Raw genomic sequence first — 13,340 nt, 5'->3', positions numbered from 1 at the left:
GCTCCGCGAGGCCCTGCCGGCCCTCCCCGGCCCCTCGGCGGCCCTGAGTACCACGGCGTGTCTGCCACACTGGAAGAACCATGCCTAAGCCCGGAGAACTCACTTTCGTCGCGCCCCGCGGAGCCAAGCGGCCGCCGCGGCACCTCGCCGACCTCACGCCCGCCGAGCGCAAGGAAGCAGTCGCCGCGACCGGCGAGAAGGGCTTCCGCGCCCAGCAGCTGTCGCAGCACTACTTCACGCGGTACTCGCACGACCCGGCGGAGTGGACCAACATCCCGGCCGCCTCGCGGGAGAAGCTCGCCGAGGCGATGTTCCCCGACCTGATGTCGGTCGTGCGGCACATCAGCTGCGACGACGACACCACGCGTAAGACGCTCTGGAAGATGCACGACGGCACCCTCGTGGAGTCCGTCCTGATGCGGTATCCCGACCGGGTGACCATGTGCATCTCCTCGCAGGCGGGCTGCGGGATGAACTGCCCTTTCTGCGCCACCGGGCAGGCGGGCCTCGACCGCAACCTCTCGACCGCGGAGATCGTGCACCAGATCGTGGACGGCATGCGGGCGCTGCGCGACGGCGAGGTCCCGGGCGGGCCGGCGCGGCTCTCCAACATCGTGTTCATGGGCATGGGCGAGCCGCTGGCCAACTACAACCGCGTGGTCGGGGCGATCCGCCGGCTGACCGACCCGGAACCGGACGGCCTGGGGCTCTCGCAGCGCGGGATCACCGTCTCCACGGTGGGCCTGGTCCCGGCGATGCTGCGCTTCGCCGACGAGGGCTTCAAGTGCCGCCTCGCCGTGTCGCTGCACGCGCCGGACGACGAGCTGCGCGACACCCTCGTCCCCGTGAACACCCGCTGGAAGGTCCGCGAGGTCCTGGACGCGGCGTGGGAGTACGCGGAGAAGTCGGGGCGTCGCATCTCCATCGAGTACGCGCTGATCCGCGACATCAACGACCAGGCCTGGCGTGGCGACCGGCTGGGTCGGCTGCTCAAGGGCAAGCGGGTGCACGTCAACCTCATCCCGCTGAACCCCACCCCGGGCTCGAAGTGGACCGCGTCGCGGCCCGAGGACGAGAAGGCCTTCGTCGAGGCGATCGCCGCCCACGGCGTGCCGGTCACCGTCCGGGACACCCGCGGTCAGGAGATCGACGGAGCCTGCGGGCAGCTCGCCGCGTCCGAGCGCTGAGCCGCCCGGCAGGGGAGCGCCATCCGGCCGGTTCGCCACGATCCGGCCGGTGTAGCCTGGCGCCGTCATCAACTTCATATTCCGACAGGGGAGCGCCACAGCGCTGAGAGTGCGGCACCGAGGACAGGTCGGCCGCAGACCCTCTGAACCTCGCCCAGGTCATTCCGGGTAGGAAGTTCGGACCTTACTCAAGCTGTTGCGCCCTGCCCGCTCGCCGAGCGGGCAGGGCCGCGTCTCTTCCTGGTCACTTCCAGGAGGAATCACATGAACACCACCAGGTACGCGGCGACCGCCGTGGCCGCCGCGCTCGGCGTGACCGTGCTCGCGGGATGTGGCGGATCCGACGACGAGTCGTCCGGTGACACCGGGACCGGCTCGAAGACCGTCACCCTGGTCAGCCACGACTCCTTCAACGCCTCGGACGCGGTCCTGAAGGCGTTCACGAAGGAGACCGGCTACAAGGTCAAGGTGCTCAAGAGCGGTGACGCCGGAGCCGCGCTCAATCAGGAGATCCTGACCAAGGGCTCCCCGCGGGGCGACGTCTTCTTCGGCGTGGACAACACCCTGCTCTCCCGTGCCCTCGACAACGGCCTGTTCACGCCCTACGAGGCCAAGGGCCTCGACCGTGTCGCGGCCGACACCCAGCTCGATGCCGAGAAGCACCGGGTCACACCGGTCGACACCGGTGACATCTGCGTCAACTACGACAAGAAGTACTTCGCCGACAGGAAGCTCGACCCGCCGAAGACCTTCGACGACCTGCTGAAGCCCGCCTACAAGGACCTCCTGGTCACGGAGAACGCCGCGACGTCCTCTCCCGGCCTCGGCTTCCTGCTCGGCACCGTCGCCACCTACGGAGAGACCGGTTACCAGGACTACTGGAAGAAGCTGAAGGCCAACGGCGTCAAGACCGTCGACGGCTGGGAGCAGGCGTACAACGAGGAGTTCTCCGGTTCCGCCGGCGGCAGGAAGGCCAAGGCGGACCGGCCGCTCGTGGTCTCCTACGCCTCCAGCCCGCCCGTCGAGGTGCTGTACGCGGACCCGCGGCCCACCGAGGCCCCGACCGGCGTCGCCACCGGAACCTGCTTCCGGCAGACCGAGTTCGCGGGGCTGCTGGACGGCGCGAGGAACGAGGCGGGAGGCAAGGCCCTGCTGGACTTCCTGATCAGCAAGAAGTTCCAGGAGGACATGCCGCTGAACATGTTCGTGAACCCGGTGGTGAAGGACGCCGAACTGCCCGAGGTCTTCACGAAGTTCGGGGCGACCGTCGACAAGCCTGCGACGGTGGACCCCGAGAAGATCGCCAAGAACCGTGAGCAGTGGGTCCAGTCGTGGTCCTCGCTCGTCGTGAAGTAGCCGCGCGGCCCTCCGTGCGGGGAAGCGCGGTGCGGTTCGGCCTGATGGCCGTGCCCGTGCTGTTCTTCGCCCTGTTCTTCGCCTACCCGGTCGTCGCGATCGTCGGCCGGGGGCTGAGGACGGGGGGCCAGTGGCAGTTCGGCCGGATCGGCACGGTGCTGAGCCGGCCGGACATCCTGGACGTCCTCTGGTTCACCACCTGGCAGGCGGTCGCCTCGACCGCGCTCACCCTCCTCGTCGCGCTGCCCGGCGCCTATGTCTTCGCACGCCTGCGGTTCCCGGGCAAACAGCTGCTGCGGGCCGTGGTGACCGTGCCGTTCGTACTGCCGACCGTGGTCGTCGGCACCGCGTTCCTGGCGCTGCTGGGGCGAGGAGGCTTCCTCGACGAGCTGTGGGGGGTCCGGCTCGACACCACGGTGTGGGCGATCCTCCTCGCCCACGTGTTCTTCAACTACGCGGTCGTCGTACGGACCGTCGGCGGACTCTGGTCGCAGCTGGACCCGCGCCAGGAGGAGGCCGCCCGGGTGCTCGGGGCGGGCCGGTTCGCCGCCTGGCGGCGGGTGACCCTCCCCGCGCTCGGCCCGGCCGTGGCCGCCGCCGCGCTGATGGTCTTCCTCTTCACCTTCACCTCCTTCGGGGTCGTCCAGATCCTCGGCGGCCCGGCCTACTCCACCCTGGAGGTGGAGATCTACCGGCAGACCGCACAGCTGCTGGACCTGCCGACCGCCGCCGTACTGACGCTGGTGCAGTTCGCCGCGGTCGGCGGGATCCTCGCCCTGCACGCGTGGACCGTACGCCGCAGGGAGACCGCCCTCAGACTGGTCGACCCGGCACAGACCTCCCGCCCGCCCCGCGGAGCCGGGCAGCGCGCGCTGCTCGGTGGTGTCCTGCTGACCGTGCTCGTCCTCGTCCTGCTGCCGCTCGGCGTGCTGGTGGAGCGCTCCTTCGACACGTCGGGCGGTTACGGCCTCGCCTTCTACCGGGCGCTGCAGTCCGCCGACGCCAACGGCTCCACCTTCCTGGTGCCGCCGCTCGACGCCATCGGCAACTCCCTGCGGTACGCACTGGTGGCGACGCTCATCGCCCTGGTGATCGGGGGCCTCGCGGCGGCGGCCCTCAGCAGGCGGGCGGGGAAGCTGGTGCGCGGATTCGACGCCCTGCTGATGCTGCCGCTCGGGGTGTCGGCCGTCACCGTCGGCTTCGGCTTCCTGATCACCCTCGACGAGCCCCCGCTCGACCTCCGTACATCGTGGATCCTCGTGCCACTCGCCCAGGCGCTCGTGGGCGTCCCCTTCGTCGTACGGACGATGCTGCCGGTCCTGCGGGCCGTCGACGACCGGCTGCGGGAGGCCGCCGCGGTACTCGGCGCCTCACCGCTGCGGGCCTGGCGGGAGGTGGATCTGCCACTGGTCCGGCGTGCGGTGCTCGTCGCCGCGGGCTTCGCCTTCGCGGTCTCACTCGGCGAGTTCGGGGCGACCGTTTTCATCGCCCGCCCCGACAACCCCACCCTGCCGGTCGCCGTGGCCCGGCTGCTGGGGCGCTCCGGAGAGCTCAACTACGGGCAGGCGATGGCACTGAGCACGATTCTGATGCTGGTCTGCGCCGCCTCGCTCCTCCTGCTCGAACGTATCCGTACCGACCGATCCGGGGAGTTCTAGAGATGCTGGCAGTCGAGTCGGCCACCGTCCGTTTCGGGAAGCGGACCGCGCTGGACGCGGTGGACCTGGAGGTCGCCGACCACGAGATCGTGTGCGTGCTGGGTCCGAGCGGCAGCGGCAAGTCCACGCTGCTGCGCGCCGTGGCGGGGCTGCAGCCGCTGGACGGCGGGCGGGTGCTGCTGGACGGGGTGGACCAGGAGCCGCTGCCGGTGCACCGGCGCGGGCTCGGCCTGATGTTCCAGGACCACCAGCTCTTCCCGCACCGGGACGTCGGCGCCAACGTCGCCTTCGGCCTGCGGATGCACGGCGTCCCTCGCGCCGAGCGTGAGACCAGGGCCGGGGAACTGCTGGACCTGGTGGGGCTCCCGGGGGCCGCCCGGCGGGCCGTCGCCGCGCTCTCCGGCGGTGAGCAGCAGCGGGTGGCACTCGCCCGGGCCCTCGCCCCCCGCCCCAAGCTGCTGATGCTCGACGAACCACTGGGACAGCTCGACCGAGGTCTGCGCGAACGGCTCGTCGTCGAACTGCGCACCCTCTTCGGCCGCCTCGGCACGACGGTGCTCGCCGTCACCCATGACCAGGGTGAGGCCTTCGCTCTCGCCGACCGGGTCGTGGTCATGCGGGACGGCCGGATCGCGCAGGCGGGAAGTCCGCTGGAGGTGTGGCAGCGGCCGGCGTCCGCGTTCGTCGCCCGTTTCCTCGGCTTCGACAACCTGGTGGAGGCCACCGTCACCGGGACGGCTGCCGACACCGTCTGGGGCAAGATCCCGGTGCCGGACTCGTCCGTCCAGGGCCGGTGTGAACTGCTCGTACGGCCCGCCGGGGTCCGGCTGGGCGACGCGGCCGACGGCCTGCCCTGCACCGTGGGCGTACGTACCTTCCGGGGGCATCACGTCACCGTCGCCCTGCACCCCGCCGACGGGCCGGCCCTGGAGGCGGAGTGCGGGCTGCGGGACGCACCGGAGGAGGGGGCGGTGGTCGGCGTGACCTTCGACCCCGCGGAGACGGTGGTCCTTCCCCCGGTCTGACGCCCCGCGTCTCCGCCCGCCTCATGCGGGCCCAGGTCAGCCCGTCAGCCGGGCGAGTGCCGGGGCGGCCTCCTCGACGGTGTCGACCAGGGCGATACGGGACTCCATCGCCCGGCCCGACGCGAGCGCGCTCAGCAGCGGCCAGGCGGGCAGCTTCTCCGTCCAGTGCGAGCGGTTCACCAGCACCATCGGGGTCGGTGCGGAACGCGACTCGTAGTAGTTCGGCGTCGCGTTGTCGAAGATCTCCTGGACGGTCCCGGCGGCGCCGGGCAGGAAGATCACCCCGGCGGTCGAGCGGGCCAGCAGCCCGTCCTCGCGCAGGGCGTTCGCGAAGTACTTGGCGATGTGGTCCGCGAAGGCGTTCGGCGGCTCGTGGCCGTAGAACCACGTCGGCACCGCCACGGAGGAGCCTCCGTCGGGCCAGCGCTCCCGCACGGCGAAGGCCGCCTTCGCCCAGTCGGTGACGGAATCGGCGAACGAGGGCGCGGAAGCGAGGAGTTCGCACGCCTTGACCAGCATCGCGTCGGAGTGGGGAGCCGCGTACGCGCCGAGGTTGGCCGCCTCCATCGCGCCCGGGCCGCCTCCCGTGGCCACGGTCAGACCGCTGCGCGCCAGCTCCCTGCCGAGCCGGGCGGCCCCCGCGTACTCCCGCGAGCCGCGGGCCATCGCGTGACCGCCCATCACGCCCACCACACGCGCACCCACCAGGTGCTCGTCCAGTGCGTCGGAGACCGCGTCGTCGTGCAGGGCCCGGAGCATCGAGGCGAAGACGTCGCCGTTCGCCTTGGTCAGCTGGAACCAGCCGTACGCCCGGGCGTCGGGGGTGGCCGGGTAACCGCCCTCCGACAGGCCCTCGTACAGGGCGTCGGGGGTGTAGAGCAGGCCCCGGTACGGGTCGAAGGGCAGTCCGGGGACGGGTGGGAAGACGAAGGCCCCGTCGCCGCGGACCTTCGCCTCGGCGCGGGGCTCCATCCGGCAGCCGAGGAAGACCGCGCCTCGGGTGGCGGTGGTGAGGAGGGCGTCGGACCTGTCCGTCAGGTCGACGGACTGGACGCGGTGGCCGGCGAGCGTGCCGGCCCCGACCGCCTCGTCGAATGCGGTGAGCGTCTCTATCTCGACGCCGGGTTCACAGATGTTCTCGTCCGGTTTCTCCACGCCGCCATGCTACGGACCGGCCCGGCGGGAGGTGTCACCCCGTCAGAGGCAGTGCCGCGAGCTCAGCGATCACCCAGGTCAGGGGCACGAACACGATCACCAGAACCAGGGCGCGCAGGGCCGCGGCGCTGCGCAGCGCGGAAGCCGGCGCACCGAGCCGCAGCAGGGTCCTGGCCGTGCGGGCGCGTGCCTGACGGGCCTCGAGCGCGGTGGTCAGGAGGGTGGCCACGGTGCAGCCGATGACGAGCACGGCGCCGAGCGCCGTGAGAGGTCCGAAGGGCCGGGGGCCACCCGTGTACAGCACGGAGGCCGCGATCACCCCCGACACCACCGCGCAGACGATGCCCAGCGGCCGTCCGATGCGGGACGCCTCGTCCATCAGGACCCGGCCGGCCAGCAGCCGGACGGCACCCGGGCGCACCGACTGCAGCAGCCGGCCGCACAGATGGGTCAGGCCGGGGCCCACCATGGCCAGGCCGACCGCGGTGAGGACCCAGCCCGCGAGGACGGCCGTGGGCGTGGAGTCCAGGCGGCCGGGCAGCGGAAAGGGACTGCCGCCCGAGTTCCGGCTCGTGTACGCCTCCACCGCGAGGCCCGCGGCGGTGAGAGCGACGCCCCACGGGAGGCCCGTGGGCACCGGGGACGGCGCGAGGTCCTCCTCGGCCTCCTGCGCCTCGGACGGCGCGACCGGCCTCGAGCGTACGGCGAGGCCGGCGGCGACGGCCGAGGCCAGTGGCACCAGGGCCAGCAGCATCAGCGTCGCGGCGAGCGGCAGCGGCGTCCCCGCGCCCAGGAACTCCGCGGCCCCGCCGTCGAAGGGCAGACCGGTCAGGTCGCCGCGCAGATGCAGGAAGAACAGCAGCGCCAGGACCGACCCCAGCGTGGTGGACACCGCCGTGGAAACAGCCGCCAGGACCGAGAGCCGCGCGGGCCCGATGCCCGCCGCGAACAGCGAGGGCCGTGGGCGGGTGCTCGGATCGGTACGCGCCACGGCAACCGCCAGCTGGACGGTCGCGGCGAGCGGAATCGCGCACCACAGGAGCCGCAGGACGGAGCTCGATGCCTGCGCCGGGTGCCCGGAGGCGTATCCGAGGGTGCACAGGAGCAGGAAGCCGACCCCCGCGGACGCGGCGGCGAGGAACAGCCGCCGCATCAGGACCAGGGGGTGTGAACCACGGGTCAGACGGAGAGCGAGCACGCCGAGCGGCCTTCCGTATCGGACGCGGCGGGCAGGGAGACGTTGTTGACGCGGCGGCCGTCCAGCATGCCGACCACCCGGTCGGCGAGCGAGGCGACCTCGGCGTCGTGGGTGGCGAGCACGACGGTGATCCCGTGGGACCGCGCCGCGGTGGTGAGGGTACGCAGGAGCTGCGAGCGCTCCGCGTGGTGCAGCGTCGCGGTCGGTTCGTCCGCGAAGATCACGGACGGCGACGCGGCCAGCGCCCGGGCCACCGAGACGCGCTGGCGCTGCGACTGGAGGAGGGCGTGCGGTCGCTTCTTCGCGAGCGGACCGATGTCCAGGCGCTCCAGCCACTCGGTGGCCGCCTTCTTCGCCGCCCGGTGCGAGACACCCCGCAGCAGCAGCGGCAGGGCGGCGTTCTCCCAGGTGCTGAGCTCGGGCACGAGCTGAGGCTCGGCCGCGATCCAGCCGAATCTGTCCCGGCGCAGCTGCTCCCGCAGACGGGGACCCATGGTGTGCACGGGCACGCTGTTGAACCAGACCTCGCCCTGCTCGGGGACCAGCTGGCCGGAGAGGCAGTGCAGGAGCGTCGTCTTCCCGCACCCGCGGGGCCCGGCCACGGCGAGGATCTCGCCGTCGCGGACACCGAGGGAGACACCGCCCAGGCCCGGCGATCCGTTGTGGGAGTGGTGCAGGGAACGTGCCCAGATCACGTCGTTGTCGGGCGGGGCCACCATGGCGTACACCTCGGTTCGGATCAGATTTCCCGGTCCCCGTCACGGGGAACGAATACAACGAGAAAGCGGCCGATCGGTCACTCGGCACGCTAGGCAGCCGGACCGGGGTGTCGGGACAGTACGCGGCCCGGATACCCCCCTTCTCACTCGAAAGGGCGCATCCGGGCCGTGTGGTCCCCAGGCGGCGGCTGTCGGAGACAGCCGGTGTAGGTGCTCAGAGCTTCGTCCAGGCCTCCGTCAGGACGTGCCGCAGAATGCCCTCGATCTCGTCGAAGGTCGACTGGTCGGAGACCAGCGGCGGCGCGAGCTGCACGACCGGGTCGCCACGGTCGTCGGCCCGGCAGTAGAGGCCGTTCTCGTACAGCGCCTTGGAGAGGAAGCCGTACAGGACGCGCTCGGTCTCCTCGTCGGTGAAGGTCTGCTTGGTGGCCTTGTCCTTCACCAGCTCGATGCCGTAGAAGAAGCCGTTGCCGCGGACGTCGCCGACGATCGGCAGGTCGTGCAGCTTCTGCAGCGTCTTCAGGAAGGCGCCCTCGTTGTCGAGGACGTGCTGGTTGAGGCCCTCGCGCTCGAAGATGTCGAGGTTGGCGAGCCCGACCGCCGCGGAGACCGGGTGGCCGCCGAAGGTGTAGCCGTGCAGGAAGGTGTTGTCGCCCTGGTAGAACGGTTCGGCCAGCCGGTCGGAGACGATGCAGGCGCCGATGGGGGAGTACCCCGAGGTCATGCCCTTGGCGCAGGTGATCATGTCCGGCACGTAGCCGAACTTGTCGCAGGCGAACATCGTCCCGAGACGGCCGAACGCGCAGATGACCTCGTCCGAGACGAGCAGCACGTCGTACTGGTCGCAGATCTCGCGGACCCGCTGGAAGTAGCCGGGCGGCGGCGGGAAACAGCCGCCGGCGTTCTGTACCGGCTCCAGGAAGACCGCGGCGACGGTGTCGGGGCCCTCGAACAGGATCTGCTGCTCGATCTGGTCGGCGGCCCAGCGGCCGAACGCCTCAGGGTCGTCACCGTGGATCGGGGCGCGGTAGATGTTGGTGTTAGGCACCTTGTGCGCGCCGGGTACCAGCGGTTCGAAAGGCGCCTTCAGCGCGGGAAGACCGGTGATGGACAGGGCTCCCTGCGGGGTGCCGTGATAGGCGACCGCACGCGAGATGACCTTGTACTTGGTGGGCTTGCCCTTGAGCTTGAAGTACTGCTTGGCCAGCTTCCAGGCGGTCTCGACCGCCTCGCCGCCGCCCGTGGTGAAGAAGACCTTGTTGAGGTCGCCCGGGGCGTGGTGGGCCAGCCGCTCCGCCAGTTCGACGGCCTTGGGGTGGGCGTAGGACCACACCGGGAAGAAGGCCAGCTCCTGGGCCTGCTTGAACGCGGTCTCGGCCAGCTCGCGGCGGCCGTGTCCGGCGTTGACGACGAACAGGCCGGAGAGACCGTCGACGTAGCGCTTGCCCTTGTCGTCGAAGATGTACGTGCCCTCGCCGCGCACGATGGTGGGAACGGGCGCGTTCTCGTAGTCCGACATGCGGGTGAAGTGCATCCACAGGTGGTCGTACGCGGTTCGGCTGAGGTCCTTGCTCACGGCTATCGGGTTCCCCACATATAGGTCTGCTTCTTGAGCTTGAGGTAGACGAAGCTCTCGGTGGAGCGCACTCCGGCTATGGACCGGATGCGTTTGTTGATCGTTTCCAGCAGGTGGTCGTCGTCCTCGCAGACGATCTCCACCATCAGGTCGAAGGAGCCCGCGGTCATCACCACGTACTCGCACTCGTCCATGGCCGACAGGGCCTCGGCCACCGGGTCGAGGTCGCCGTCGACCTTGATGCCGACCATCGCCTGACGCCGGAAACCCACGGTGAGCGGGTCCGTGACGGCGACGATCTGCATCACGCCCTGGTCGAGCAGCTTCTGGACCCGCTGGCGTACGGCGGCCTCGGAAAGGCCCACGGCCTTGCCGATCGCGGCGTACGGACGGCGTCCGTCCTCCTGGAGCTGCTCGATGATTGCGAGGGACACGGCATCGACCGCTGGTGACGATCCGCTCCCGTTCCTGGAGTCTGCGCTACGACTGGCCACGCCCCCACTGTGCACCGATACTCATCCGTCTGGCAAGCCTGAATCGATGAAATTCGTTGTTTGTGTCTCCGAATCTCACTGAATCCGAAGGAGACGGCGGGTGGGTATGTCGAAAGCGTCACCGAACGGTCTAGGGTGGAAGTCTCACCCATCGGACAGCCGACAGGAGGGGTGGTCGTGACCACCGAGGTGCGCCGCCTGCGCAACTACATCAACGGAGAATTCCGGGACGCCGCGGACGGGCGGACCATCGATGTGGTCAATCCCGTGACGGAAGAGGTCTACGCGACCTCTCCGCTCTCCGGACAGGCCGACGTCGATGCCGCCATGGAAGCCGCCGCCGCGGCGTTCCCCGCCTGGCGTGACCTGACGCCCGGCGAGCGCCAGAAGGCACTGCTGAAGGTCGCCGACGCCTTCGAGGAGCGGGCCGAGGACCTCATCGCCGCCGAGTCGGAGAACACCGGCAAGCCGCTCGGTCTCACCCGCACCGAAGAGATCCCGCCGATGGTGGACCAGATCCGCTTCTTCGCGGGCGCCGCCCGGCTGCTCGAAGGCCGCTCGGCCGGCGAGTACATGGAGGGGCTCACCTCCATCGTCCGCCGCGAGCCGGTGGGCGTCTGCGCCCAGGTGGCTCCGTGGAACTACCCCATGATGATGGCCGTGTGGAAGTTCGCCCCGGCTCTCGCCGCGGGCAACACCGTCGTGATCAAGCCCTCCGACACCACCCCGGCTTCGACGGTGCTGATCGCCGAGATCATCGGGCAGATCCTGCCCAAGGGCGTCTTCAACGTCATGTGCGGTGACCGTGACACCGGCCGTGCGATGGTCGAGCACCCGACGCCGGCCATGGCCTCCATCACCGGGTCGGTGCGGGCCGGGATGCAGGTCGCCGAATCCGCGGCGAAGGACGTCAAGCGGGTCCACCTGGAGCTCGGCGGCAAGGCGCCGGTCGTCGTCTTCGAGGACGCCGACATCGCCAAGGCCGTCGGAGGGATCTCCGAGGCCGGCTACTTCAACGCCGGGCAGGACTGCACGGCCGCCACCCGTGTCCTCGTCCACGAGTCCGTCCACGACGAGTTCGTCACCGCCCTGGCCAAGGCCGCGGCCGACATGAAGACCGGCCTGCCGGACGACGAGGACGTCTTCTTCGGCCCGCTCAACAACGCCAACCAGCTGGCGCAGGTCAGCGGCTTCATCGAGCGGCTCCCCGCGCACGCCAAGGTCGAGGCCGGTGGTCACCGGGTCGGCGACAAGGGCTACTTCTACGCCGCGACCGTCGTCTCCGGCCTGCGCCAGGACGACGAGATCATCCAGAACGAGGTCTTCGGACCCGTCATCACCGTGCAGTCCTTCACCGACGAGTCCCAGGCCGTCCAGTACGCCAACGGCGTCGAGTACGCCCTGGCGTCCTCGGTGTGGACGAAGGACCACGCGCGTGCGATGCGGATGTCCAAGAACCTCGACTTCGGCTGCGTGTGGATCAACACCCACATCCCGCTGGTCGCCGAGATGCCGCACGGCGGGTTCAAGAAGTCCGGCTACGGCAAGGACCTCTCCGCGTACGGCTTCGAGGACTACACCCGCATCAAGCACGTCATGACGTCCCTCGACGGCTGATCCGTCCGCAGCGCCTGCCGCGGCCCCGGGCTCACGCCCGGGGCCGTCGGCGTGCCCGGCCGCGAACGGCGGCGGCCCGTCGTATGGACAGGGTGTGCGCAACAGGGCGCTCTCGCTGGACGATCGGTCGATTGCCCGCAGCGGAGACCCGCGGGCATGCTGCGCTGGTGCGCTCGAATCCGCCTCACCTCATGTCCCGCCGTTCCCTTCTGCGCGCCCTCGGCGCGGGGTCGGCCGGCGCCGCCCTGACCGCCTGCGGGGTGCCGGCCGCCTACGTGGAGCCGGGTGACCGCGCGGGCCACGACAGCTCGGGCACGGACCACACCCTGCACTTCGCCAACTGGCCGCTCTACATCGACACCGACGACGAGGACCTGTCGAAGCGGCCCACGCTCGCGGGGTTCTCGCGCCGGACGGGGATCTCCGTCACGTACACCGAGGAGATCAACGACAACGACGAGTTCTTCGGCAAGATCAGCCCCGCGCTGATGAACCACCAGTCGACCGGCCGCGACCTCGTCGTCATCAGCGACTGGATGGCCGCGCGCTTCGTACGCCTGGGCTGGGTGCAGGAGATGGACCGGTCCCGGCAGCCCAACGTCTCCCGGTACCTGGATCCCCAACTGCGCGGGCCCGCCTTCGACAAGGGGCGGCTGCACAGCGTGCCCTGGCAGTCCGGGATCACCGGGATCGCGTACAACCGGGCGAAGCTCGGCCGGGAGATCCGGCACACCGGTGAGCTCTGGGCGGACGACCTCCGCGGCAGGGTGACCCTGCTGTCCGGGCTCGACGAGGCCTTCGCCCTGCTGATGCAGGGCAACGGCGCCGACATCACCCGCTGGACCGCCGACGACTTCGACGAGATGTGCGAGCAGGTGGAGAAGCACGTACGGTCCCGCCACATCCGCCGCTTCACGGGCAACGACTACATCAAGGACCTGTCCAACGGCGACGTGCTCGCCTGCCAGGCCTACTCGGGAGACGTACTCCAACTCCAGGCCGACAACCCGGACATCGAGTTCGTCGTGCCCGAGGAGGGCGCCGAACTCTGGTCGGAGTCCCTGATGATCCCCAACCTCGCCTCGCACAAGCGCAACGCGGAGAAGCTCGTCGACTACTACTACGAGCCGGAGGTCGCGGCCGCCCTGGCCGCCTGGGTCAACTACGTCTGCCCGGTGCCCGCCGCCCGCGACGTCCTCGCCTCCGCCAAGGACGAGGAGACCGCCGCCCTCGCCGCCAACCCGCTGATCTTCCCCGACGACCCGATGCGGGAACGTCTGGCCATCGCGCGCGACATCACCTCCGAGGAGCGCACGGAGTACGCCAAGAGGTGGAACGCGATCGTCGGTCTGTGA

The 13,340-nt window shown here is 70.4% G+C and carries 11 protein-coding genes and 1 riboswitch; of the genes, 6 read left to right on the top strand and 5 right to left on the bottom strand.

Annotation, left to right across the window (positions count from 1 at the left end):
• The first annotated feature begins 80 nt into the window (after positions 1 to 80).
• The 4 genes from rlmN (at position 81) to ACGFNN_RS08740 (ending at position 5,226) form a co-directional block, all read left to right on the top strand.
• Positions 81 to 1,187 (top strand): 23S rRNA (adenine(2503)-C(2))-methyltransferase RlmN, encoded by a 1,107-nt coding sequence (gene rlmN, locus ACGFNN_RS08755; protein WP_393554156.1) that lies wholly within the window; start codon positions 81 to 83, stop codon positions 1,185 to 1,187.
• A 76-nt stretch (positions 1,188 to 1,263) separates the two neighbouring features.
• A riboswitch (TPP riboswitch) is annotated at positions 1,264 to 1,380 on the top strand.
• Between the two features lie 71 nt (positions 1,381 to 1,451).
• Positions 1,452 to 2,543: a thiamine ABC transporter substrate binding subunit gene (locus ACGFNN_RS08750; protein ID WP_393554154.1), complete on the top strand. Its 1,092-nt coding sequence runs from the start codon at positions 1,452 to 1,454 to the stop codon at positions 2,541 to 2,543.
• Between the two features lie 44 nt (positions 2,544 to 2,587).
• Positions 2,588 to 4,201: an ABC transporter permease gene (locus ACGFNN_RS08745; protein ID WP_393555083.1), complete on the top strand. Its 1,614-nt coding sequence runs from the start codon at positions 2,588 to 2,590 to the stop codon at positions 4,199 to 4,201.
• A gap of 2 nt (positions 4,202 to 4,203) precedes the next feature.
• A complete protein-coding gene (locus ACGFNN_RS08740) occupies positions 4,204 to 5,226 on the top strand; it encodes an ABC transporter ATP-binding protein (protein WP_393554152.1) in 1,023 nt (340 codons plus the stop codon).
• 36 nt (positions 5,227 to 5,262) lie between these two features.
• On the opposite strand, the gene ACGFNN_RS08735 is transcribed toward ACGFNN_RS08740, so the two are convergent.
• From ACGFNN_RS08735 to ACGFNN_RS08715, 5 genes are all read right to left on the bottom strand, one after another.
• The gene (locus ACGFNN_RS08735) at positions 5,263 to 6,381 is read right to left on the bottom strand and encodes an LOG family protein (protein ID WP_393554150.1); all 1,119 of its coding nucleotides are present in this window, start codon (positions 6,379 to 6,381) and stop codon (positions 5,263 to 5,265) included.
• A gap of 34 nt (positions 6,382 to 6,415) precedes the next feature.
• Positions 6,416 to 7,579, bottom strand: coding sequence for a hypothetical protein (locus tag ACGFNN_RS08730; RefSeq protein WP_393554148.1), 1,164 nt, complete (start codon positions 7,577 to 7,579; stop codon positions 6,416 to 6,418).
• Positions 7,561 to 8,298 (bottom strand): ATP-binding cassette domain-containing protein, encoded by a 738-nt coding sequence (locus ACGFNN_RS08725; RefSeq protein WP_362668429.1) that lies wholly within the window; start codon positions 8,296 to 8,298, stop codon positions 7,561 to 7,563. Before ACGFNN_RS08725 ends, ACGFNN_RS08730 begins: the two co-directional genes overlap by 19 nt.
• Positions 8,299 to 8,512: 214 nt before the next feature.
• Entirely contained in the window at positions 8,513 to 9,892 is a 1,380-nt protein-coding gene (locus ACGFNN_RS08720; protein WP_362668427.1) for an aspartate aminotransferase family protein, read from the bottom strand.
• Entirely contained in the window at positions 9,877 to 10,383 is a 507-nt protein-coding gene (locus ACGFNN_RS08715) for an Lrp/AsnC family transcriptional regulator (RefSeq protein ID WP_362555065.1), read from the bottom strand. The genes ACGFNN_RS08720 and ACGFNN_RS08715 overlap by 16 nt, the downstream gene beginning before the upstream one ends.
• Positions 10,384 to 10,545: 162 nt before the next feature.
• Here ACGFNN_RS08715 and ACGFNN_RS08710 point away from each other — a divergent pair, with 162 nt between their 5' ends.
• Positions 10,546 to 11,985 carry a gamma-aminobutyraldehyde dehydrogenase gene (locus tag ACGFNN_RS08710; protein ID WP_393554145.1) on the top strand — a complete coding sequence of 480 codons (1,440 nt, stop codon included), beginning with the start codon at positions 10,546 to 10,548 and terminating at the stop codon, positions 11,983 to 11,985.
• Between the two features lie 191 nt (positions 11,986 to 12,176).
• Positions 12,177 to 13,340, top strand: a complete 1,164-nt coding sequence (locus tag ACGFNN_RS08705; protein ID WP_393554143.1) for a spermidine/putrescine ABC transporter substrate-binding protein — start codon at positions 12,177 to 12,179, stop codon at positions 13,338 to 13,340.

It is taken from the genome of Streptomyces sp. NPDC048590 (assembly GCF_043199535.1).
Taxonomy (GTDB): Bacteria; Actinomycetota; Actinomycetes; order Streptomycetales; family Streptomycetaceae; genus Streptomyces.
The sequence above is the reverse complement of the archived record's forward strand: the minus strand, read 5'-3'. Positions and strand labels throughout refer to the sequence as shown.